The sequence below is a fragment of the Bradyrhizobium sp. MI1.4 genome (genome assembly GCF_055811315.1).
In genome coordinates this window covers 1-22,454 of the sequence record NZ_JBVVPP010000003.1, presented here as the reverse complement: position 1 = coordinate 22,454, position 22,454 = coordinate 1, and the positions used below count along the sequence as shown (strand labels likewise).

The following is a 22,454-nucleotide window of genomic DNA, read 5'->3' as shown; positions in this document are numbered from 1 at the left end:
GATTGATTCAGCCGGCCATTTCTTTTGCTGCGATCATGCCCTTGCGCCGCGTCTCCGGCATGACAAGCAGAATAAGCAGAAGTCCCGTCGCCGCGACGCCGGACAGTCCGGTGAACGCCATGGCATTGCCGAATTTATCGCTGACATAGCCGCCAAGCGCGGTGCTCAGCGACGCGCCGACGCCCATTGCCGTGCCGACAATGCCCTGCGCGAGGTTGAAATGGCCGCTGCCGAAGGCGACGTCGGCCACGATCAGCGGGATCATCACCGCGAACACCGCCGCGGTGAGGCCGTCGAACACCTGCACCAGCACCAGCAGATACGGATCGCGCACTGTCGCGAACAGCAGACCGCGAATCGTCAGCGCCGCGAATCCGATCAGCAGCAGCGGCCTGCGGCCCCATACTTGCGCCTTGCGCCCGACGCTCGGCGACAGCAGCGCCACGATCGCCTGCGGCACGACGATGCAAAAAGCGACGAGCACCGTCGCCCACTCGCTCGATCGCGCTGTCACCGCGCTTGCCATCAGCGGCATCATCGAGGCGTTCGCGAGCTGCAACAGGAGCACGCTGAGTGCAAAGACAATGAGCGGCCGCTGCCGGATCAGATGCCAGATATTGGTGTCGCCGCGATCCTCCGCCTCGCGCGGCATCTCGCCGTGACAGCGCGCGATGTCGACTTCGTGCTCGCGGATGCGAGAGAGTGCGATCAAGGTGGGAATTGCGAGCAGGAAGGTGACCAGGAACACCGACCGGCTCGACAGCAGATAGCCGGCAGTACCCATCACGGCGGCCGCAACGCCGTTGCCGAGCGAAGCAAAGCGCGCGTTGCGGCCGAGACGCTCGCCGATCGCGAGCGGGCCGACCAGACCGAGGCTGATCGCCGCGATCGCCGGTCCGAGCACGCAGCTCGCTGCCGCGTGCAAGGTGGCCGCAGCCACCACCACGGGGAAGATCGGCATCGCCGCATAGGCGAGCGCGCAGCAGCCGATCGTGGCGATCGCGAGGCCGGCGACCAGCCGCTCGGATTTCGCGGCATCGATGATGGCGCCGCCCGGCATCTGACCGATCAGGGCAACGATGCCGCCGATCGACAGCACGAGGCCGATCTCGACCTGGGTCCATTTCTGGGTCGTCAGATAGACCGCGATGAACGGCCCGAATCCGGTCTGAACGTCGGCAAGGAAGAAGATGAACCAGTCGAGGCCGCGCAGGCTCTGGCGCGACGGCGCCGGAATGCCGGCAGGCGACGGCGCCGCAAATTTGTCCTGCTCAACGCGGTCCTCGCGATCCGCATGATTCGGCTTCCTCGACAACAGCACCGGCGGCCATCCCTCCCCGCGCCTCACTGAACAGCTTGCAGCGGCTGCAGGCTGCCGGACGCGCCGAGCACCACCATCGGCGTGTCCTCCTTGTATTCCGGCGCGGCTGCGACCTGTGCCTTGGTCAATTCCAGCGTGATGCTGTCCTTCTTGTTGACGATCTTGCCGAACCGCATCGCGTTCCAGTCCACCACGATCTTGCGGCTGCCGACGCCGAGGAAGCCGCCGAAATCGATCACGGCAGCGCGCACGTGCCCGCTCCGATCGACGATGACGTCGACGATGCGGCCCATGTCCTCGTTCGCCGCGCTGAGCACGTCACGGCCAAGCACACCGTGCGCATCGCTCGCGCCGATGATCGTGACCGACGGCGGTGGCGCGGCATTCTTTGGCGTGACGGGGACCGATGACGCCGGCGGCTGCGCCGTCGGCGGTGCATTCGCTTCCGTCGAGGGTGCGGGCGACTCCTCCGCGGCGCGTGACACGGCGAGAGTCGTTCCGCAGACGATCACGACGCCCAGAGCCAACCATCCGGCGGTACGCATGCACCCTCCTTCCGGCGCGCCGCTAGCGCGCCAGCACGATCGAGACCTGAATCTGGCCACGCGTGCGCAACACCTCCAGCGCCACGTCGTCGCCATGGCGGCTGACGCGCAGGTCCACGCTGGACTCGCCCAGACGCAGATCGCGCAAGATCACCTCGTGCAGGAACGCCGGCAGATGCGGATTGCGCAGCCGGATCTCGCCGCGCGCCACGTCGAACTCGATGCCCAGCGCCGCCTCCAATAGCGTGAACGCCGTTGCGCTGGCCCAGGCCTGCGGCGCGCAGGCGACCGGATAGAGCGTCGGGCCGCGCCGCTTTTCGCGCCGGAAACCGCAGAACAATTCGGGCAACCGGCGCAGGTCCATGTAGGTCGCGGCGTCGAACAATCCCTTGAAGACATGCGCGACCGAATGCTTGAGCCCATAACGCGCGAGCCCGAGCGCGATCAGCGCATTGTCGTGCGGCCAGATCGACCCGTCATGATAGGACATCGGATTGTAACGCACCTCGCCTTGCGCGACGGTGCGGATGCCCCAGCCCGAGAAGAAATGCGGCCGCATCAAATCGGCGGCGACGAGGCGCGCGCGGTCCTCGCGGATCATGCCGCTGAACAGGACCTGGCCGGCGTTGGAGGTCCGCACCTTGCAGGGCCGCTTCTTGCCGTCGAGCGCAAGCGCATAGGTACCGAGCTCCTCGCACCAGAACGCGGCCTCGAAACGCTCGGCCAGCGTCTTGGCCTCGGCCTCGAGCTTCTTGGCGAGATCAGGCTTGCCCAGGCGGAGCGCGCAGCGCGCGGCGAGCCGCTTGGCCGCAACGACGTAACCTTGCACTTCGGCCAGCGCGAGATTGCCTTCCGCGAGCTGGCCATCAGCATGGAAGATCGCGTCGTAGGAATCCTTCCAGCCCTGGTTGGCGAGGCCCTTTTCCGTGGCGCGCTGATATTCGACGAAGCCGTCCTTGTCGGGATCACCGGGGCCGTCGATCCAGGCCAGCCCCGCCTCGATCGCCGGCCACAGCTCGGTCAATGTCGCCTCGTCGCCGGTGCGTTCGAAATAGCTTCCTGCCAGCAGGACGAACAAGGCCGTGGAATCGACGCTGCCGTAATATTGCGCGAACGGTACCTCCCGCAGCGCCGCCATCTCGCCGCCGCGCATCTCATGCAGGATCTTGCCCGGCGCGGCATCGGCGAGCGGGTCGACCGCCTTGGCCTGGAAATGGGCGAGCCGCCGCAGCACGCCCTTGGCGATTCGCGGATCGACCCACAGCATCTGCAACGCGGTGATCAGCCCGTCACGGCCGAACGTCGTCGAGTACCAGGGAATTCCTGCATAGGGATAGCGGCCCTGCGGCGTCTCCGTCATCAGCATGTTGAGGTCGGCCATGGCCTGGCACAGCACCTCGTTGAAGATGTTGTTGGAGGTCTCGATGCTGGCCGCCCCCATCGTCGATTGCCGCATCTCGCGGCGATGGGCGAGCAGGCTCCTGAAAAAGCGCGCCGGCTTCTCCGCGACCGGCCGGTTGCAGGACACGGCCACGAACAAGGATTTCGACTCATGCGGGTCGAGTTCGAGCTGCCAGGTCGCGGCATTCACCGACAACTTGGTTGGGCGCGGGTCGAAATGCAGGCCCGTGGTGCGCTCGGCGTCATCGAGACCGCGGTAATCGAACAGCACGTCGGTCGGTCCCAACAGCCGGCTCGAGCCGATGCCGCGGCGCGGGCGCCGTTCGCCGCGGACCTCGAACAGATCGGCGAAATCGTTGTCGAACAGCAGCGTCAGCGCAAAGCCGGCCGGGCGGTCGCCGTGGTTCTGCACGCCGATGCGCTGATACGCGGTGCCGCGCCACAGGAAGATCGTGCGCACGATGTGCAGCAGGTCCTTTTGCAGCACGAGGCTGCCCTGCCGGTAGATGTCCGGATTGGTGAGATCGACGGTCAGGGCTGAGTTGTCGTCGCGCAGGTTCGAGCCCAGCAGTAACGGCTGGAGATCGTCGAGCACGAGCTCGAGCCTCGCAAGGTAGCGCGTGTCGTGATGAAACAGGCCATCGGGCCCGCCGGCCGAAGCGCCGATGTCACCATGGCTGTCGAGCACGATAAAGGTGTCGTCGTGCTTGAGCGAACGCCGCGGCCGCGCTGACGGTCCCGTCATCGGAATATAGAAAGGCTGCTCCGCGACCTGGTCCACGGTCCGCGTCACAGAGACGAATTGGGTAACGGCTTCAGCCGACATCAGCAGCTCCCCTGCGCTTGTTTCGACACGCAACCGACTCGAACGCGACTATTGGTTTACGCGGCGGCTTGGGCGAGCCGGCTCATTTCCTGCGTGACCAGCTCACGATAGGGCCCGTGGCCCTGCATCAGACGCTCGGGCGACCCGTCCTCGATGATCTTACCACCCCTCAACACGACCACGCGATCGAAATTGCGCAGGGTCGCGAGGCGATGCGCGATCGCGATGACCGTCCGGCCGCGCATCAGCCGCGACAACGCCTCGCGGATCGCCTCCTCGGATTCGCTGTCGAGCGCGGCGGTCGCCTCGTCCAGCAGCAGGATCGGCGCGTCCTTCAGGAAGGCGCGCGCGATTGCGATGCGCTGGCGCTGGCCGCCGGACATCTTGACGCCGCGGTCGCCGACCATGGTGTCGAGACCACCAGGCAGACTCTCGACGAAATCGCAGCGCGCCGCAATGGCTGCGCGCAGCACCTCGTCGTCGGTCGCGTTCGGGCGACCATAGCGGATATTCTCGCGAATCGAGCGGTGGAACAAGGAAATGTCCTGCGGCACGACCGAGATGGCCTCGCGCAGGCTCAGCTGCGTCACCTTGGAAATGTCCTGGCCGTCGATGGTGATACTTCCCTCGTCGGTATCGTAGAAGCGCTGGAGCAGCGTGAACAGCGTCGACTTGCCGCCGCCGGACTGGCCGACCAGGCCGACGCGCTGGCCGGGTTGCAGCCGCAGGCTGAAGCGCTCGAAGATCTTTTCGCCGCCGGGATAGCCGAAGGTGACATTGTTGAACGCGATCGCGGCGCCGCTCTTCACCAGCGGCTCGGCCTCGGGGTGGTCGCGCAATTCATGCGGCACCAGCAGTGTGGCGATCGCCTCGGTCAGCCGCGCAACGTGCTGGGTGACGTCGACCAGCGCCACCGCGAGATCGCGCGTCGCGTTCAGTATGGAGAGACCGAGGGTGCAGACCAGCACGACGTCGCCGGTCGTTGCCCTGCCATCCTGCCAGAGCATGATCGCCCAGGCCATCAGGGCGATCGTGAGCACGACTGTGACGCCGGCATGGATAAGCCGCAGCTTCTCCAGATAGCGCAGGCTGCGGCCGCGCGCGGTGAGCTCCCGGTTCACGGTCGCGTCGAACCGCTCATGCTCGTGCCCGATGCCGCAGAAGGCGCGCACCAGCGGCATGTTGCTGATGACGTCGATCATCTCGCCGTCGACGACGGCGGCTTTGTCGGCGAAGTCGTCATGCAGCGGTTTCCCTGCGGCCGCAAGGCGGAACATCGCAAGCACCATGCCGCCGGCAATCACCATCAGGCCGAGTGCCATGTAAGGGCTGACGGTTCCAATCAGCGCGATGGCCGCAACTGTTGCGATGCACGGCGGCAACACATTCCAGACGAACATGTTTTCGACCGTGAACACCGCATTGGACGTCGCCGTGATGCGGCTCGTCAGCATGCCGGGCATCCGGTCGGAGAAGTAGCTCGGCGCGTGGCCGGTCAGATGACGAAATATGTCACGGCGTAAATCACCCGTGACACGGACGAAGGTGAAGCTGGCGGTCCAGCTCGCGATCCGCCAAAGCAAATTATCGGCGGCGATCAACGTCATGAGGAAAATGAATGCCAGCCATACGCTCCCACCATGCGAAGCGCCGGCCGACAAGCTGTCGACCAGGGATTTGACGCCATACTGAGTGCCTACTGAGCAGGCAACGGCCGCCACCACAGCGGTCAGGATCACGAGATGCGACGCGAGCCGACGCCGAAGATAGCGCAAAACAAAGGCAAACGGCCGGTGCGCATACCCAGAAAGATGATCCATGTGACTATTGACCCCGTCGTGATGATTCAAACTTTTGTTGTTAGCCGACTGAACATCGACCACTTCGCCTCGGTTCCCGGGCAACGCCATCACGACATGCGGATGCGGGCGTTCTGCGAAGATGTGATGGCAGCATCGCGACAGGCGTCCGACGTGTCGAATAAGTAACGTTCGGAAGGAGGAACTTCGCAAGTGCGGGAACGTTCCCTTGTCTGGCGTGCCGGTGCAGAACAGGCGGGGGCTTTCTACAATCATGATCGCACAGAGGAGATGGTGAGATGCGCATCGCGCAGGTAGCTCCGTTGACGGAGGCTGTTCCACCCAAGCTGTATGGCGGCACCGAGCGGGTGGTGCATTGGTTGACGGAAGAGCTGGTGGCCCTTGGGCACGACGTAACGCTGTTCGCCAGCGGCGATTCGCAGACCTCGGCGAAGCTGGACGCGTTATGGCCCCGGGCGCTCCGCCTCGACGGTTCCGTGCGCGATCCCAATGCGCTGCACATGGTGATGCTGGAGCGGGTGCGGCAGAAATGTGACGACGAGGAGTTCGACTTCCTCCACTTCCATCTCGATTATTATCCGTGGTCGCTGTTCTACCGGCAGCCGACACCGTTCCTGACCACGCTGCACGGCCGGCTCGACCTGCCGGAGCATCAACCGGTCTTCAACACCTTCTCGAAGGTCCCCGTCATCTCGATCTCGAACGCGCAGCGCCGGCCGGTGCCGCAGGCGAACTGGGTGAGGACGATCCACCACGGCCTGCCGGAGAACCTGCTGACGCCGAAGCCGGCGAAACAGGAATACCTCGCCGTGCTTGGCCGCATCGCACCGGAAAAGGGCGTCGACCGCGCCATCAAGATCGCGACGCATTGTGGCATTCCGCTCAAGATCGCCGCCAAGGTTGATCGTGCCGACCAGGATTACTATGACGAGCTGATCCGGCCGATGATCGAGAACAATCCGCTGGTGGAATTCATCGGCGAGATCAGCGATCACGAGAAGTCGGACTTTTTGAGCGGCGCGCTGGGCTTATTGCTCCCGATCGACTGGCCGGAGCCGTTTGGCCTGGTGATGATCGAGGCCATGGCTTGCGGAACGCCGGTCATCGCCTTCAACCGCGGCTCAGTGCCGGAGATCATCGACGAGGGCCTCACCGGCTTCGTCGTCGAGGACGTCCTCAGCGCGGCCGGCGTCGTCGGCCGCCTGCAGCAACTCGACCGCTCCGTCATTCGCAAGCAGTTCGAGACGCGTTTCACGGCGCGTCGCATGGCGCTGGATTATCTCGCGGCCTATCGCAGCCTCGGCGAGGAACAGGCGCCGCGGATCAAGCTGGTGAGCAGCGCGGAGTAGCCACTGTCATGCCCCGCGTAGGCGGGGCATCCAGTACGCCGCGGCAGCAGTTTGCTCACGCAACTCCCGCCGCGGAGTACTGGATCGTCCGGTCAAGCCGGACGATGACAGTAGGAACGCGGTGGCGGCTGCCCTACCTCACCACGGCCCGCTTCGGCTCGACGATCTCGAACATGCGCGGGAATTCGTCCATCAGGCCCATCAGCTCGGCGAGGCGCATCGGGTTGCCGGCGAATTTGACCTTGCCGGCGGCCACGGCCTCCGGGAAGCTGGTCAGTTTTGCGATCACCTCGTCGAGCGTCGACCGCGCCAGCGTGAAGCTGGCATCGGCATTGTGCGCCTGCATGCCCTCTGTGTAAGTCAGCGCGCAGTTCTCCAGATTGAGCACGAAGCTCTCGCCGGTGTCGGAGAAGCTCCAGTACAGCACGATGTGCTTTCCTTCCGCCTTTGGTCCGTTCAGGCGGATGCCGAGCACGTCCCAGAGCTGTGAGGTGCGCAGCGCCGCCAGCGTCTCGCGCGGCATCGGCGGGCGCGCCGGCACCTTCGGCATGCCCTGGCGCAATTCCTGCGCGCCGAACAGATAGGCATTGCGCCAGGTCGCGCTTTCAGCAGCGTAGCCGAGCTGCTCCAGCGTATCCGCCAGCAACGCACGCGCAGCCTGATTGTCCGGCTCGGCAAAGACGAGATGGCCGAGCGCCTGCGCCACGAAGCGGAATTCGCCCTTGTCGAAATCGACACGCGCCCGCGCGAGGATGACGTCGGCGCCGCCCATGTACTCGACGTACTTCTTGCCCGACTCCACCGGCGGCAGCGGGTCGAGATTGACCGGATTGGCGTCGTACCAGCCCAAATACTTTTGATAGATCGCCTTCACATTATGCCGGATGTGGCCGTAATAGCCGCGGCCGTGCCAGGCGCCCTCCAGGCTCTTGGGCAGCTGGATCGTTTCAGCGATCTCGGCCGCGGTGAGGCCGTGGTTCATCAGGCGGATGGTCTGGTCATGCGCGAATTTGTAGAGGTCGCGCTGCTGCCGGATCATCGTGCCGATGCGTTCGTGTCCCCACACCGGCCAGTGATGCTGGCCGCACATCGCCTCCGCCTTGCCATCCCAGAGCTGCAAGGCCTCGCCCAGATATTTCGACCAGGCCAGCGCGTCGCGCACATCGGCGCCGCGGAACGGCAGCAGATTGTGGAAATTGTGGGTGCAGTTCTCGGCGAGGTTCAACAGCTTGTAGCGCGGGATGAAGAAATGCATCTCCGCCGGCGCTTCGCTGTTCGGCGCCATCTGGAATTCGAATTCAACGCCGTCGATTACGCGCCGGTCGCCGGTCGCCATGATCAGGTCGGTCGGTCGCAGCAGCGCCACCGAACCTGCCGCCATCGACTTGCCGAGGCCGCAATCGACCTGCCCGCGCGCGCCCTTGGCGAGGAGCGGCCCGAACTGGTACTGCGCCCGGCGCAGCATCGCAGGTCCCGCGATGATGTTCTCGGAGACGGCATGCTCCATGAACAAGTTCGGCGCGATGATCGGCACGCGGCCGCTCGCGAGTGCATCCTCCTCCAGCACGCCGCGCGCACCACCCCAATGGTCGGTGTGGGTATGGGTGAAGATCACGGCCGCGACCGGCCGCTGGCCACGATGCCTGTAGTAGAGATCGAGCGCGGCGCGCGCGCCCTCGATCGAGGTCAGGGTGTCGACGACGATGACGCCGCTGTCGCCTTCGATCAGCGTCATGTTGGCAATGTCGAGCCCCCGCACCTGGTACACGCCGGGCACGACCTCGAAAAGGCCGTGCTGCATGTTGAGCCGCGACTGCCGCCACAGGCTCGGATTGACCGTGGTCGGCGCCTGCTCGGCGGCAAGAAAGGCGTACGGCTCGAGGCTCCAGACCGTCCGCCCTTGCGGATTGGTGATCTCCGCGTTCTCGATCGTGCCGAGGAAGCCGCGCGCGGCGTCGTCGAAATCGCGCGTGTCGGAAAACGGCAGTGCATTCAGCATCGCCGTTTGCTGCGCGATGACGGACGGCGTTGCGCCCTTCGGCTCGTTGCTGGACGTGTCCGTCATCTCGATCTCCTCCCCGCCTGTTGCGCGGCATCTAACCGCATCCCGCGGCCGATTGCCATGACGGGAGGGCGCAGCAATGCGTAGCCCCGCGCCCACAGGTGGAGAGAAGCAGCGTGTTCGCGGGCTACATGCCCAACAGCCTCGGCAGCCACAGCGACAGGCCGGGCCAATAGGTCACGACCACCAGGAATCCCAACATCGTCAGCAGCCATGGCCACACCGCGACCGTGAGCTCGGTGATACCCATTTTGGCGATGCCTGAGGCCACGTAGAGATTGAGGCCGACCGGCGGATGGCACAGCCCGACCTCCATGTTGACCGTCATCAGGATGCCGAAATGGATCGGATCGATGCCGAGCTTGATCGCAACCGGAAACAGGATCGGCGCCATGATCAGGATGATCGAGGATGGCTCCATCACGTTGCCGGCTAATAGCAACAGGAGATTGACGACGAGGAGGAAGCCGATCCAGCCGAGGCCCTGGTCGATCATCCATTGCGCGAGCGCTTGCGGCACGTTCTCGTAAGTCATCAGGAACGAGAACAAGACGGCGTTGGTGATGATGTAGAGCAGCATCGCTGAAAGATTTGCCGACGACAGCAGCACCCGCGGCACGTCTCGCAGCTTCAGATCCTTGTAGATGAACACTGCGACGATGAAGGCGTACACCGCGCTGACGGCGGCAGCTTCGGTCGGTGTGAACAGGCCGCTGTAGATGCCACCGATCACGATCACGATCAGCAGGATACCCCAGATCGACTTGCGGAACGCATCGAAGCGTTCGTAGAGGGTTGCTTTCGGCATCCTCGGATAGTCGTTACGCCAGGCCCGGTAGAACGTCGTGGCGCCAAGCAGCATGGCGAGCACCATTCCCGGCACGATGCCGGCGATGAACAGCTTGCCGACGGAGGTGTTGGTGGAGACGGCAAACAGCACCATTGGAATCGACGGTGGAATGAGAATTCCCAGCGAGCCGGAGGTCGTGATCACGCCCGCCCCGAACTTCTTGGGAAATCCCTGCGCGACCATCGCGGGCAGGATCACCGATCCGATCGCCACCACGGTGGCCGGCGACGAGCCGGAAATCGCGGCGAACAGCGCGCAGGCGACCACGCCCGAGAGCGCAAGGCCTCCGTACCAATGGCCGACCAGCGAAGTCGCGAACGTGATCATCCGGCGCGCCACGCCGCCATGGGTCAGGAAGTTGCCGGCAAGGATGAAGAACGGGATCGCCATGATCTCGAAGCTCTCGATGCCGGTAAACAGCTTCAGCGCCACCGATTCCGTCCGTACGTCGGTCAACGTGAACATGAAGCTGAGCACGGTCAGGCCGAGCGCGATCGAGATCGGCATGCCCGTGAGCATCAACGACAGCAGAAGGCCGAAAACCACGGCGACACGCAGGCCCTGCGGCATCGTGATCACGTGCGCCGAATGGGCGAAGCACACGGCGACGATCAGGACCGGCAACAACATCAGGACCCAGCCGAGCGGGCTGCGTTCGTCGCGGACGACCTGACTGCGCGTGACCGGGGCCGGATGGACCGGGTCTATTTCGACGCCCTCGACGCCTGCCATGTCGTGATGCGGCAGTTCGCCGGTGCGATAGAACGACCAGGCGACCTGCAGGAAGCGGAAGCACATCAGCCCGGAGCCGAGCGGGATGGTGAGATACACCAGCCACATCGGTGCTTCCAAGTCGTTGGATTGCTGGCCGGTCTGCCACATCTGGCCGACGAACGCGGCCCCGAAATAGCACACGATGGCAGTGAAAAGGGCGCCGCACATCAGGCCGAACGTGATGACGCGGCGGCGCGATCCGCCGGGAAGGACATTGACCAGGACGTCGACGCCGACATGGATGCCGGTGCGCACCCCGTAGGCCGCACCGAACTTCGCCATCCAGATGAACATGTAGATGCAGAGTTCCTGCGCCCAGGACAAGTCGAGAGCGGCAAGCCAGACGAACGCCGCTCGCGCGGGCGCGGCCAGCAAGGACAGGTTGCGCGCCTCCGCCCATTTGGCGATGTCGATCGACAGCCCGGCGCCATATCGGTGCAGCACGGCAACGAAGATGAGCAATGTCGCGGCCGCGATCATCGTCGCGATCAGCCATTCCTCGAGATGATCGAGCACACGATTCAATGCACGCAGCAACTTGGTCCCCTCAGCTTGGCTCATCATTCAAGAGCAACGGCCGGGAGTGCGATCACCCCCGACCGTTCATGGTTGTTCTCAAAGCGCGCCGGCGTCAGTTCATCTTGACGTCGAGTTCCTTGGCGAGGAGATCGAGCACCTCCTGCCCGACCCGCCCCTTTGCCCATTTGTAGGTCGGCTGCATCGCCTCCTGCCACGCCTTGCGATCGGCGTCAGTCAGATAATGCAGCGTGGTCTTGCCCGTCTTCTTGATCTCGGCCAGCGCATCCTCGTTTTCCTGACGCGCGATCGAATTGGTGTAGTCGGTCGCCTCGTTCATCGCCTTCTCGAGCTGGGCGCGGATATCGGGCGGCAGGCCGGACCAGAATTTCGAATTGACGATGACGGCATATTGCAGGTGCGCGTGATAGGACACCGTGATGTCCTTCTGCACCTCGTAGAACTTCTGAGTCAGGTAATTGGACGCGGTATTCTCGCAGCCGTCGACCACGCCCGTCTGCAAAGCCTGGTAGACTTCGGAAAACGCCATGATCTGAGGGATCGAACCCATGATACGGAGATATTGGTCGGCGACCTTCGATCCGGAGATGCGGAATTTGAGACCCTGGAAATCGGTCGGCTTTATCAGGGCACGGTTGGCGGAGAGCATGTGGAAGCCGTTGTCCCAATAAGCGAGCCCGGTGATGCCCTTGGTCTCGAGCTTATCGAACAGCCACTTGCCGATCGTGCCCTTCATCGCGTTGGAATAGGTTTGATCGTCCTTGAACAACCAAGGCAGGTCGAGCGCCTCGAACTCCTTGATACCGAGCGGTGCGAACTTCGCGGTCGAGGGGGCGAGCATGTGCACCGAGCCGAGCTGCAGCGCCTCGATCTCCTCCTTGTCCTTGTACAGCGTGGAGTTCGGGTAGATTTCGACCTTGACCTTGCCGTCGGTGTACTTCTCCGCAAGTTCCTTGAACTTCAGGGCGCCCTTGCCCTTGGGAGTATCGTTGGCGACGACGTGGCTGAATTTGATGACGATCGGGCTCTGGGCCTCGGCAACGGCGGGCCCCACGAGAACAGCTGCGGCGGCGACCGCAAGAAGCAGCTTGCGCATGAACGAACCTCCCAACAACCTCTAAAACCGGGTCTTTTTTGTTTTCCGATTTCAGTACTGACAGCAATCCGCCACCCGAACAACTAGACCTAAGCCCAATTTGCCGCAGCCAAGCAACCTTCAAGCTATCTTGGCCGCTGCTGAATGCGCAACCCGGCACCTGCTGCCGCTCCCGGAAACGAGCGCTTATGTCGCATTGCGGCAGTGCGATCAGCCGTTGCGCTGGGCGACCATGAACAGACGCCGGAACGGAAACAGCGTCTGTCCCGCGGCGTTCTTCGGATAGGCTTTCGCGACCCGCATCCCATAGGCGGCTTCGAACGCGGCCTTCTCGTTGCCCTGCAAGATGTCGAGATAGCGCGTCAGCCAGGTCCCCTTGGTCCACTCCTTCACGGGATTCTCGCCTTCCAGCACCTGCAGATATTCGGTCTCCCAGATGTCGATATTGGCCGACATCGGAGCAAGAAGACCGTGATAATAGGCCGGCGCTTCGACCGGCGGCGGCGTGACGAGATGCTCGACCTTGGACCGCCAGGGACCGTTCAGCGCGGTCTCGCCGATCAGCACATGCGAGGGCGCCAGAAAGTTGCGCGGCATCTGCACAGCGAGCATTCCGCCGGGCGTCACCTTCTCCATGATCGACGGAAACAGGGCCGCATGATTGGGCAGCCAGTGCAGCGCGGCATTGGAGTAGACGACGTCATATTGCTTCGTCGGACGCCAGTGGCCGAGATCCTCGTGTGACCATTCCACGTCCGGCGCCGCCTTGCGGCCGGCGGCGACCATCTCGGCCGAACCCTCGACACCGGTCACCGTCGCGTCCGGCCAACGCTCCTTGATCAGCTTGGTGACGTTGCCGGCGCCGGCGCCGAGATCGGCAATCGCACGCGGACCAGAATCCGGGATCCGCATCAAGAGGTCGACGGCGGGCCGGAGCCGGTGGCCGGAGAATTTCAGATATTGCTGCGGATCCCAGACCATCGCTCGACGCCTTTTCTTTTTCGTGTTCCCTTCAACGCGGCTCTTGGTTACCACTGCTCCTCCCGGTCGGGCAAATCAGGCTGACGGGGACAGGGCAGGAAAACGAACAGAAGAACGAACAGCCCAGCGACAAGCAGAAAAGCGAACAAGAGGGCGTGTCACCATGGATCTCGGGCTCAAATCGAAAACCGCCGTCGTCACCGGAGCGAGCGTCGGCATCGGCCGTGCCATCGCCAAGGGCTTGGCTGCCGAAGGCGTGCGCGTCGTCGGCGTGGCACGGCGCACCGACCTGCTGGCCGAGCTGGTAACGGAAGTCGGCTCCGGTCTGATCACGCCATTCGAGCAGGACGTGATGGCCAAGGACGCGGCCGAGAAGATTTCGGCGTTCGCGCTCAAAGAGCTCGGCCATGTCGACATCCTGATCAACAATGCCGGCGGAAGCCGCCCCCTCCCCGTCGATGCGCCTGACAGCCAATGGGACGAGGCGATCGCGCTGAATTTCACCAGCTACCGCCGCATCGCGCATGCGCTGCTGCCGCAGATGATCGAGCGCAAATGGGGCCGCATCGTCAACATCACCGGCAAGTCCGAGCCGGAAGGCCTCAACGCCGCGTTTGCCGCCAAAGCCGCCGTGCACGCCTGGGCCAAAGGCCTGTCGCGCGAGATCGGCGAGCACGGCATCACCATCAACTGCATCCCGCCCGGCCGCATCATGAGCGAACAGATCCGCCGCAACTACGCGCCTGATTATCGCGAGCGCTTCGCGGAAGAAGAGATCCCGGTCGGCTATTGGGGCGAGCCGGAAGACCTCGCCGCGCTCGCGGTGTTCCTGGCATCACCCGTGGCGCGCTACATCACGGGCACGGTGATCCCGGTGGATGGGGGGTTGCGGAGGTATCAGTTCTAGAACCGATTGGACTTCGTAGGATGGGTAGAGCGCAGCGAAACCCATCGACAGCATACGACGTGAACCTGATGGGTTTCGCAAGTGCTCTACCCATCCTACGGCCTACCGCCTTACTCATGCAGCAGCGTGTGCCAGTCCGGAGGCACCGCGCCGTCCGGTCCGGGCACCGGCTGATCCAACGGATGCGCGTGAGGACCTTGAAGCTTCGGGCCGGCGAAAGCCTCTCCCGTGCGATAGTCGTAAAACCATCGTTCGCCCGGCTCGAAGCTCGTGATGATCGGATGACCTGTCGCCGCGCTGTGTTTCGTTGCGTGCTGATTTGGTGACGCATCACAGCAGCCGATGTGACCGCATTCGACACATCTGCGAAGGTGAAACCACCACCCGCCCGCAGCCGAGCATTCCACGCACCCCGTTCCGCTTGGTTTGGCCGCGAGATTGATGCCACCCCTCTCAGACTTCATAGGTCAGCTCACTGAAATTGCCCGCAGCCACCACTGATGCATTCACGCCGCGATCTCCGCCACGATCGCATTTTGCCAGTGTTTTGCCCGACGGGTCAACGTCATGGCAGCGGCGAATGCCGCCGCTGCGCGGTTCGGAAATCCCTTATTAATCAAGGGGCCTTCTACTGTGCATGGGGTTGTTTTCGCGCTTTTTGTTTTGAGCCCTTAAAAAAAACAAGGCCCCCGTGACCACTCACCCCGCCTGCAAGATCTCCGCAATCGCCGCCCCCGCCGCGATCGTGCCTAGCTCGCCGCCGACATCGCGCGTTGCCCTGCCCTCGCCGATCGCTTTTGCCACCGCCGCCTCGATCGCACGTGCGGCTTCCTCGTAGCGCACCGCGCCGCTATTCTCGCCGTGCCATCCGAGCAGCAGGGCCGTGGACAGGATCAGCGAGACTGGATTGGCAACATCCTGTCCGGCTATGTCAGGCGCCGAGCCATGCGCGGCCTGCGCCATGGCGAAGCTGTCGCCGACATTGAGCGAGCCGCCGAGACCGAGGCTGCCGGAGAGTTCGGCGGTGAGATCGGACAGGATGTCGCCAAACATGTTGGTGGCGACGATGACGTCGAAGCGGTCGGGGTTGCGCACCACATGCGCCATCATGGCGTCGACGAGGATGTCGTCGACCTCAAGGCCGGGATAGGCCTTCGCCGCCTCGCGGCAGATCTCGAGGAACATGCCGTCACCGAGCTTGAGCACATTGGCCTTGTGCACGATGGTGAGATGCTTGCGCCGCTTCATCGCCAGCCGGCACGCCGCATGCGCGATGCGCTCGCAGCACAGGCGCGTGATCCGGCGCAGCGAGATCACGACATCCGATGTGACCAGCATCTCGCCATTGCCCTGCTCCATGTTGCGGTCGGCGTAAAACCCTTCCGTGTTCTCGCGCACCACGACGAGGTCGAAATCGCCGACCCGGCCGGACAGCCCCGCATAGGTGCGTGCCGGCCGGACATTGGCGTAGAGGTCGAGGTTCTTGCGAAAGTGCCGCGACGGGTTGATCTCGCCATGGGCTTCGTCCTTGAAATCGAAGGTCGCGGTCGGCCCGAGCACCAGGCCGTCGGCGGCGCGGACGATGTCGAGCAGCTCGGGGCGCACCGTCGTGCCAAATTGTTTAAGGCTCGCATGGCCAACTGCGTGCTCCTCCAGGCGCAAATCGAGCTGGAAGCGCTCAGAAGCGGCACGCAACACGCCTGATGTCGCGGTCGTGATCTCGGGCCCGATGCCGTCACCGGGCAAAACGACGATGTGCATGGCGGTCCCCTGACATTGCAGCAGCTCGCGCGATCATACGCCGGCGCGCAGGTTCATCGCCCAGCCTTCGCGCATACACAGCATGCAAGCATATGCCTGTGGAAGGCGGCCGCGCCGTAGTACATGCCAAGTCCCCTGGAGCCGGCCGCCGGAGCAACGCGCTAACGCAATGACAATCACGTTACCCGCCGGCGCGCGCGAGCCCGACCACACCATTTCCGACGGCCTTCCAGCCGCACAGCGGCGCTGGGCCATTGCCGCGATCTTCACCGCGCTGGCGATGGCGTCGCTCGACACCGCGATCGCCAACATCGCGCTGCCCGCCATTGCCGGCGACCTGCATGTGAGCCCGGAGCAATCGGTCTGGGTGGTCAACGTCTACCAGATCGCGCTGGTGGCGACGTTGCTGCCGTTGGGAGCACTCGGCGAGATCGTCGGGCACCAGCGCATCTATCTCGGCGGCCTGATCCTGTTCACCATCGCCTCGCTGTTCTGCGCGGTGGCCTGGTCGCTGGAGAGCCTGCTGGTTGCGCGCACGCTGCAAGGGTTAGGTGCGAGCGGCATCATGAGCGTCAACACGGCGCTGGTGCGCTTCGTCTATCCCGGCCGGATGCTCGGCCGCGGCTTCGGCCACAACGCGCTGGTGGTCGCGACCGCCTTCACCTTTGGTCCCTCGATCGCTTCCGCTATCCTCGCGCTCGGCCCGTGGCCATGGCTGTTCGCCGTCAACATCCCGTTCGGCCTGGTCGCGATCGGCATCGGATTTGCGATGCTGCCGAAGACGCCGCGCGCCGATCACGGCTTTGACTTTCTCGGCGCGGCCTTGGCGTCGGCCTGTCTCGGGCTGTTCATCACGGGCATCGGCAGTGCCGCGCACAATCTCTCACCGGTTGTCGTGGGCATCGAGCTGGTCACGGCCCTGGTGCTCGGCTTCATCCTGACGCGCCGCCATGCCGACCATCCGGCGCCGATGCTGCCGATCGACCTGTTCAGCCGGCCAATGTTCGCGCTGTCGGCCGCGACGGCCGTGTGCTCGTTCGCGGTGCAGGGCCTCGCCTTCGTCTCGCTGCCGTTCTATTTCGAAGACGTGCTGGGGCGTTCGCAGGTCGAGACCGGCTTCTTCATGACGCCATGGCCGCTGGTGGTCGGCATCATGGCGCCGATCGCCGGGCGCCTCTCCGACCGGCACGCGGTCGGACTGCTCGGCGGCATCGGGCTCGTACTGCTCGGCCTCGGCATGGCGCTGCTGGCGATGCTGCCGGCCAATCCTGCGATTCCCGACATTATCTGGCGGATGGTGATCTGCGGCATGGGATTCGGCTTCTTCCAGGCGCCGAACATGAAAGCGGTGATGTCGAGCGCGCCGCCGCATCGCAGCGGCAGCGCCTCCGGCATCGTCGCCACCGCGCGCCTGACGGGGCAGACGACAGGGGCGGCGCTGGCCGCGCTCTGCTTCTCGCTGGCCGGTCACGACGGCGCAGTCGTGGCATTGGCACTCGGCGCCGGCTTCGCCGTACTCGGCAGCGTGATGAGCTTTTTGCGGCTGGCGGTGGAGTAGACGGTCAAGCCAGATGTCGGGCCGCCGTCACCTCGACTGTCGCGGCCGGAATGACAGTCTCCTCGTCGAGCGCAGCGAGGCGCTCATCGATGGCAGCGATGACCTTGCGCGAGAACGGCCCGAGATGCGCATAGGCAGCGATCATCTGCACGGCGATCCGCGCCGATGTTGTGTCGCGCTTGGCGCAGTTCATGAAGGTCTGCCACAGCGGCCCGCGCGCCTCGGGAAGGGCTGTGACCACCTTGTGCACCGTTTCCATCGCGCCGATCCGGGCACGGATATCGCCTTCCGCGAGCTCCTGGCGCTGGCGAGAGCGGTCGAGCAGCGTCATCAGTCGGTCGATACGCCTTGCATAGGCGGCCGGGCTGTAGATGTGCTCCAGCACGCGCTTGTAGTCCGTCAGAATGTCGCGCAATGGACGCACCGGATCGAAGTTGATCCCGGCGGTGCACTGATCCGCGCCGATGGTCGGCGCCAGGTCGTGGCCCGGATGCAACCGGCCTTCGCGCTCCAGGCGGCGCGTCAGCTGCGTGTTCGGCAAGGCATAGAGCAGGCCGACCATGCTGACCGGGATCGCCGCCTCTTCGATGAAGTCGATCATGGCATCCGCCATCGAGAGCTTCTCATTGTCGAAGCCGACGATGAAACCCGCGGTGACGAGCATGCCCGCGGCGTAGATCTTGTGGATGCTCTCGGCGATGTTGCGCCGCGTGTTCTGCTTCTTCCGCATGGCGACCAGCGTCGCCGGATCCGGACTTTCGATACCGACGAAGATGGCGAAGAAATTCGCCTGGCCCATCAGGTTCAGGAGCTCGGGATCGTCGGCCAGATTGACCGAGGCCTCAGTCGACAATTCAAAGGGATAGCCGTGAGCACGTTGCCATTCGGCCAGCTGGGGCAGGAACAGCCGCAACGACTTCTTGTTGCCGATGAAATTGTCGTCGACGAAGTCGAGATGGCCGCGGTAGCCCATGGCATAGAGCCTGTCGAGCTCGACCAGCATTTGCTCGTTCGTCTTGGTTCGCGGCACCCGGCCATAGAGCTCGATGATATCGCAGAACTCGCAGGTGAACGGGCAGCCGCGGGAATACTGCACACCGAGATAAAGGTAGTCCTCGAACTTCAGCAGATCGAAGCGCGGAACCGGCGTCTTGGTGACGTCGGCCTGGAATTTCGGCGCAATGAAGACGCCGGAGCGTGCGCCACTGTCCCAGGCCGCGACGAATTCGTGGAGAACGCTTTCGGCCTCTCCGAGCACCTGGAAGTCGGCCCTCTCATAGATATGGGGGCTCGAGGTGGGATCGGGACCGCCCACGACCACCGGCTTGCCCGCGGCACGGCAAATTTCGATCAGGCGCAGCGTGTCGGCCTGCTGCGGCATCATTCCGCCGGTGAAGACGACGTCGGCCCAGGAAAGATCCTCGTCGCTGAAGGATTCCGTGTTGCAATCGATCAGCCGGACCGTCCAGCTCTCGGGCAGCATCGCGGCAACGGTGATCAGCCCCAAAGGGGCCGCGGGCCGCTTCACACCCAACACTTTGCAGGATTCGCCAAAGCTCCAGAAGGACTCTGCCGAGAACAGCGGATAGAGCATCAGGACTTTGCAAGGCTGCGGTACGTTCATGGAACCCCTTTTTGGCTGATTCCACTGTAGCAGAGCATTCTCGACTTGCACCCTGCCAAAAGGGACAAACTGTCGCTCACGGTTCCGGGGGCGTCGGCGCGGAAGCCAGTAGACGTCGCTCCAAGCCGTGCCGCGGGCGCCCGGGGAAGGAATCCCCGCCGGTTACCCCTCGGACTATTGATTTGAACGTTTCCAATTTGCCGGACACATTGCGCCGCTGAGTCCAGTCGGTGGATTGGGCCAATCAGGGGACTGCGATGGCAAACCTAACAATCAACGGAAAAACCTTCACGCTCGACGTCGAGCCGGATACGCCCCTGCTCTGGGCGATCCGCGAGAATGCCGGCCTCACCGGCACCAAATATGGCTGCGGCATTGCACAATGCGGCGCCTGCACCGTTCACATCGACGGCGTCGCCACCCGCTCCTGCGGGGTTTCGGTCGGCGAAGCCGCAGGCAAGAAGATCACGACCATCGAAGGGCTCGCCTCCGGCAACGCGCTGCACAAGGTGCAGGAAGCCTGGATTGCCCAGGACGTTCCGCAATGCGGCTATTGCCAGAGCGGCATGATCATGGCGGTGGCGGCGCTGCTGAGCGAGAAGCCGAAGCCGACCGACGCCGACATCGACGAGGCCATCACCAATATCTGCCGCTGCGGCACCTTCCAGCAGGTGCGCGAAGCGATCCACACGATCGCAAGCGCTTAAGGAGCCGCCACATGAACAAGCATGTCTCTCCCAGGATGAACCGCCGTGCCTTCGTCATCGGCACCGCCGCGGTCGGCGCAGGTCTCGCAATCGGCCTCGATATCCCCTTCGGCGGTCCCGCCGTGGTCCGCGCGGCCGACGGCTCCCCGGAGATCGGCGCCTGGGTCGTGGTCAGGCCCGACGACACCGTCGTCATCCGCATCGCCCGCTCCGAAATGGGCCAGGGCTCCCTCACCGGCCTTGCCCAGCTCGTCGCCGAGGAACTCGAATGCGACTGGTCGAAGGTCTCGACCGAATATCCGACACCGGGCCAGAGCGTCGCCCGCAAGCGCGTCTGGGGCGATTTCTCGACCGGCGGCAGCCGCGGCATCCGCTCTTCGCAAGACTATGTCCGCAAGGGCGGTGCCACCGCACGCGTGATGCTGATCCAGGCCGCCGCCGAGGCGTGGAAAGTGCCGGCGTCCGAATGCACGGCCGCCAACAGCGTCATTACCCACACGCCGTCCGGCAAGACCACGACCTACGGCAAGGTCGCCGAGGCCGCGGCCAAGCTGACGCCGCCGGCCGAGGTCAAGCTGAAGGACCCCAAGGACTGGAAGCTGATCGGCAAGGGCGTGAAGCGGCTGGACACCGCCGAGAAGACCACCGGCACCATGGTCTACGGCATCGATGTCAAGCTGCCGGGCATGCTGAACGCCGCGATCAAGGATTGCCCGGTGTTCGGCGGCAAGCTGAAAAGCTATGACGAAGCCAAGATCACCGGCATGAAAGGCGTCAAGAAGGTCGTCAAGGTCGGCGACACCGCGGTCGCCGTCGTTGCCGACACCTGGTGGCACGCCAAGACCGCACTGGAGGCGCTGCCGATCGTCTGGGACGAGGGCGACAACGCCAAGGTCTCGAGCGAGTCGATCGCGAAATGGCTGACCGAGGGCCTCGATAACGGGCAGCCGGCCTATGTCGGCAACAAGAACGGCGACGCGAAGGCGGCGATTGCCGGTGCCGCCAAAAAAATCGAGGCCGTCTACAGCTATCCCTACCAGAACCACGCCACCATGGAGCCAATGAACGCCACGGCGCTCTACACGGCGGACAAATGCGAGGTCTGGTGCGGCACGCAGAATGGCGAGGCAGCCTTCGCGGCCACGTTGGAAGCGTCGGGCCTGCCGGCGGAGAAGTGCGACGTGCACAAGGTGATGCCGGGCGGCGGCTTCGGCCGGCGCGGCCAGACCGACTATGTCCGCCAGGCCGTCTTGATCGCCAAGGAGATGCCGGGCACGCCGATCAAGCTGTTGTGGTCGCGCGAAGAGGACATGGCGCACGGCAGATATCACCCGATCACCCAGTGCAAGATGACCGGCGCGTTCGATGCCGACAACAATCTGGTCGCGCTGCACTACCGCCTGTCCGGGCAATCGATCCTGTTCTCGCTCCGCCCCGAAGCGCTGCAGAACGGCATGGATCCGGCCGCATTCCAGGGCGTCGCCCAGTCCGGCGAAGCCGCGTTCGGTTACTCCGTGCCGAACCTCCTGGTCGAGCATGCGATGCGCAACCCGCACGTTCCGCCGGGCTTCTGGCGCGGCGTCAACGTCAATCACAACGCGATCTACATGGAATGCTTCATGGACGAGCTGGCCCAGGCCGCAGGCCAGGACCCGCTCGAATTCCGCCGCAAGCTGATGGGCAATCACCCCAAGCATCTGGCGGTGCTCAATGCCGTGGCCGAGAAGATCGGCTGGAGCACTCCGGCGCCACAGGGCATCTATCGCGGCATCGCGCAGGTGATGGGCTATGGCAGCTATGTCGCCGGCGCTGCCGAAATCTCGGTGACCGACGGCAACAAGATCAAGGTGCATCGCATCGTCGCCTCCACCGATCCCGGCTACGTCGTCAATCCGGCCCAGGTGGAGCGGCAGATCGCGGGGTCCTTCGTCTATGGCCTCTCCGCGCTGTTCTACGGCGGCTGCACCGTCAAGGACGGCAAGATCGAGCAGACCAACTTCGACACCTACAATTCGATGCGCATCAACGAGATGCCGAAGGTGGAGTCGGTGATGGTGCCGAGCGGCGGGTTCTGGGGCGGTGTCGGCGAGCCGACCATCGGCGTCGCGGCGCCGGCGGTGCTCAATGCGTACTTCGCGGCGACGGGCAAACGCATCCGTTCGGTGCCGCTGCGCGACCAGAACATCACCTTCGCCTGAGAAACGCCGCCGCGGCCCCCCAAACCCCCCCCGGCCGCGCCCGCGGGCCGGGCGCGCCCCGGCCGACACTTGGGAGAACCCAAGTTGGCAGAAGTTCGTGAAGGACTATCAGGACGCCTTCCCGCCCAACAAGCGCT

17 protein-coding genes and 1 pseudogene are annotated in these 22,454 nt (G+C 64.3%); 6 read left to right on the top strand and 12 right to left on the bottom strand.

The genetic code is table 11. From position 1 onward, the window contains the following. Window positions 1-7: 7 nt before the first annotated feature. The 4 genes from AC0L23_RS04370 to AC0L23_RS04355 are packed head-to-tail and all read right to left on the bottom strand — an operon-like array spanning window position 8 to window position 5,913. Window positions 8-1,321 (bottom strand): MFS transporter, encoded by a 1,314-nt coding sequence (locus AC0L23_RS04370; RefSeq protein WP_085385888.1) that lies wholly within the window; start codon window positions 1,319-1,321, stop codon window positions 8-10. 23 nt (window positions 1,322-1,344) lie between these two features. Continuing rightward, window positions 1,345-1,866, bottom strand: coding sequence for a PRC-barrel domain-containing protein (locus AC0L23_RS04365; RefSeq protein ID WP_085385889.1), 522 nt, complete (start codon window positions 1,864-1,866; stop codon window positions 1,345-1,347). A gap of 22 nt (window positions 1,867-1,888) precedes the next feature. Then, entirely contained in the window at window positions 1,889-4,093 is a 2,205-nt protein-coding gene (locus tag AC0L23_RS04360) for an amylo-alpha-1,6-glucosidase (protein ID WP_085352219.1), read from the bottom strand. Between the two features lie 56 nt (window positions 4,094-4,149). After that, window positions 4,150-5,913 (bottom strand): ABC transporter ATP-binding protein, encoded by a 1,764-nt coding sequence (locus tag AC0L23_RS04355; RefSeq protein WP_085362238.1) that lies wholly within the window; start codon window positions 5,911-5,913, stop codon window positions 4,150-4,152. Between AC0L23_RS04355 and AC0L23_RS04350 the strand changes: the two genes are divergently transcribed. Continuing rightward, complete coding sequence (locus AC0L23_RS04350; RefSeq protein WP_018457144.1) at window positions 5,836-6,081, top strand: hypothetical protein; 246 nt, start codon at window positions 5,836-5,838, stop codon at window positions 6,079-6,081. The genes AC0L23_RS04355 and AC0L23_RS04350 overlap by 78 nt on opposite strands. Window positions 6,082-6,191: 110 nt before the next feature. After that, a complete protein-coding gene (locus tag AC0L23_RS04345) occupies window positions 6,192-7,262 on the top strand; it encodes a glycosyltransferase family 4 protein (protein WP_018457145.1) in 1,071 nt (356 codons plus the stop codon). 133 nt (window positions 7,263-7,395) lie between these two features. Here AC0L23_RS04345 and AC0L23_RS04340 read toward each other — a convergent pair whose 3' ends face one another. From AC0L23_RS04340 to AC0L23_RS04320, 5 genes and pseudogenes are all read right to left on the bottom strand, one after another. Further along, window positions 7,396-9,327, bottom strand: coding sequence for an alkyl/aryl-sulfatase (locus AC0L23_RS04340; RefSeq protein WP_085352090.1), 1,932 nt, complete (start codon window positions 9,325-9,327; stop codon window positions 7,396-7,398). A 124-nt stretch (window positions 9,328-9,451) separates the two neighbouring features. Continuing rightward, complete coding sequence (locus AC0L23_RS04335) at window positions 9,452-10,744, bottom strand: TRAP transporter large permease (protein ID WP_039799985.1); 1,293 nt, start codon at window positions 10,742-10,744, stop codon at window positions 9,452-9,454. Between the two features lie 204 nt (window positions 10,745-10,948). Continuing rightward, a pseudogene (locus AC0L23_RS04330) lies at window positions 10,949-11,428 on the bottom strand (TRAP transporter small permease); the annotation flags it as partial. 151 nt (window positions 11,429-11,579) lie between these two features. Continuing rightward, window positions 11,580-12,581, bottom strand: coding sequence for a DctP family TRAP transporter solute-binding subunit (locus AC0L23_RS04325; RefSeq protein WP_018457148.1), 1,002 nt, complete (start codon window positions 12,579-12,581; stop codon window positions 11,580-11,582). Between the two features lie 210 nt (window positions 12,582-12,791). Then, the gene (locus AC0L23_RS04320) at window positions 12,792-13,562 is read right to left on the bottom strand and encodes a methyltransferase domain-containing protein (RefSeq protein ID WP_085352089.1); all 771 of its coding nucleotides are present in this window, start codon (window positions 13,560-13,562) and stop codon (window positions 12,792-12,794) included. A 163-nt stretch (window positions 13,563-13,725) separates the two neighbouring features. Between AC0L23_RS04320 and AC0L23_RS04315 the strand changes: the two genes are divergently transcribed. After that, entirely contained in the window at window positions 13,726-14,469 is a 744-nt protein-coding gene (locus AC0L23_RS04315; RefSeq protein ID WP_085352088.1) for an SDR family NAD(P)-dependent oxidoreductase, read from the top strand. A 110-nt stretch (window positions 14,470-14,579) separates the two neighbouring features. Here the strand turns inward: AC0L23_RS04315 and AC0L23_RS04310 are convergent, their stop codons facing one another. Both AC0L23_RS04310 and AC0L23_RS04305 read right to left on the bottom strand, forming a co-directional pair. Beyond that, window positions 14,580-14,933, bottom strand: a complete 354-nt coding sequence (locus tag AC0L23_RS04310; protein WP_085362237.1) for a UBP-type zinc finger domain-containing protein — start codon at window positions 14,931-14,933, stop codon at window positions 14,580-14,582. 235 nt (window positions 14,934-15,168) lie between these two features. Next, the gene (locus AC0L23_RS04305) at window positions 15,169-16,230 is read right to left on the bottom strand and encodes an isocitrate/isopropylmalate dehydrogenase family protein (RefSeq protein ID WP_085362236.1); all 1,062 of its coding nucleotides are present in this window, start codon (window positions 16,228-16,230) and stop codon (window positions 15,169-15,171) included. A gap of 169 nt (window positions 16,231-16,399) precedes the next feature. On the opposite strand from AC0L23_RS04305, the gene AC0L23_RS04300 reads away from it, so the two are divergent. Next, window positions 16,400-17,788: an MFS transporter gene (locus AC0L23_RS04300; RefSeq protein ID WP_085362235.1), complete on the top strand. Its 1,389-nt coding sequence runs from the start codon at window positions 16,400-16,402 to the stop codon at window positions 17,786-17,788. Between the two features lie 4 nt (window positions 17,789-17,792). Here the strand turns inward: AC0L23_RS04300 and AC0L23_RS04295 are convergent, their stop codons facing one another. Continuing rightward, window positions 17,793-19,412 (bottom strand): B12-binding domain-containing radical SAM protein, encoded by a 1,620-nt coding sequence (locus tag AC0L23_RS04295; protein ID WP_018457153.1) that lies wholly within the window; start codon window positions 19,410-19,412, stop codon window positions 17,793-17,795. A gap of 257 nt (window positions 19,413-19,669) precedes the next feature. Between AC0L23_RS04295 and AC0L23_RS04290 the strand changes: the two genes are divergently transcribed. Further along, a complete protein-coding gene (locus AC0L23_RS04290) occupies window positions 19,670-20,119 on the top strand; it encodes a (2Fe-2S)-binding protein (protein WP_007594050.1) in 450 nt (149 codons plus the stop codon). A gap of 11 nt (window positions 20,120-20,130) precedes the next feature. Further along, the gene (locus AC0L23_RS04285) at window positions 20,131-22,317 is read left to right on the top strand and encodes a xanthine dehydrogenase family protein molybdopterin-binding subunit (protein WP_085352085.1); all 2,187 of its coding nucleotides are present in this window, start codon (window positions 20,131-20,133) and stop codon (window positions 22,315-22,317) included. Window positions 22,318-22,454 lie beyond the last annotated feature (137 nt).

Excerpts from the sequence above, each read along its gene's own strand:
- AC0L23_RS04365 (WP_085385889.1), bottom strand. The coding sequence starts at position 1,866 with ATGCGTACCGCCGGATGGTTGGCTCTGGGCGTCGTGATCGTCTGCGGA.
- AC0L23_RS04360 (WP_085352219.1), bottom strand. The coding sequence starts at position 4,093 with ATGTCGGCTGAAGCCGTTACCCAATTCGTCTCTGTGACGCGGACCGTG.
- AC0L23_RS04350 (WP_018457144.1), top strand. The coding sequence starts at position 5,836 with ATGCGACGCGAGCCGACGCCGAAGATAGCGCAAAACAAAGGCAAACGG.
- AC0L23_RS04355 (WP_085362238.1), bottom strand. The coding sequence starts at position 5,913 with ATGGATCATCTTTCTGGGTATGCGCACCGGCCGTTTGCCTTTGTTTTG.
- AC0L23_RS04345 (WP_018457145.1), top strand. The coding sequence starts at position 6,192 with ATGCGCATCGCGCAGGTAGCTCCGTTGACGGAGGCTGTTCCACCCAAG.
- AC0L23_RS04340 (WP_085352090.1), bottom strand. The coding sequence starts at position 9,327 with ATGACGGACACGTCCAGCAACGAGCCGAAGGGCGCAACGCCGTCCGTC.
- AC0L23_RS04335 (WP_039799985.1), bottom strand. The coding sequence starts at position 10,744 with ATGCCGCAGGGCCTGCGTGTCGCCGTGGTTTTCGGCCTTCTGCTGTCG.
- AC0L23_RS04325 (WP_018457148.1), bottom strand. The coding sequence starts at position 12,581 with ATGCGCAAGCTGCTTCTTGCGGTCGCCGCCGCAGCTGTTCTCGTGGGG.
- AC0L23_RS04320 (WP_085352089.1), bottom strand. The coding sequence starts at position 13,562 with ATGGTCTGGGATCCGCAGCAATATCTGAAATTCTCCGGCCACCGGCTC.
- AC0L23_RS04315 (WP_085352088.1), top strand. The coding sequence starts at position 13,726 with ATGGATCTCGGGCTCAAATCGAAAACCGCCGTCGTCACCGGAGCGAGC.
- AC0L23_RS04310 (WP_085362237.1), bottom strand. The coding sequence starts at position 14,933 with ATGAAGTCTGAGAGGGGTGGCATCAATCTCGCGGCCAAACCAAGCGGA.
- AC0L23_RS04305 (WP_085362236.1), bottom strand. The coding sequence starts at position 16,230 with ATGCACATCGTCGTTTTGCCCGGTGACGGCATCGGGCCCGAGATCACG.
- AC0L23_RS04300 (WP_085362235.1), top strand. The coding sequence starts at position 16,400 with ATGACAATCACGTTACCCGCCGGCGCGCGCGAGCCCGACCACACCATT.
- AC0L23_RS04295 (WP_018457153.1), bottom strand. The coding sequence starts at position 19,412 with ATGAACGTACCGCAGCCTTGCAAAGTCCTGATGCTCTATCCGCTGTTC.
- AC0L23_RS04290 (WP_007594050.1), top strand. The coding sequence starts at position 19,670 with ATGGCAAACCTAACAATCAACGGAAAAACCTTCACGCTCGACGTCGAG.
- AC0L23_RS04285 (WP_085352085.1), top strand. The coding sequence starts at position 20,131 with ATGAACAAGCATGTCTCTCCCAGGATGAACCGCCGTGCCTTCGTCATC.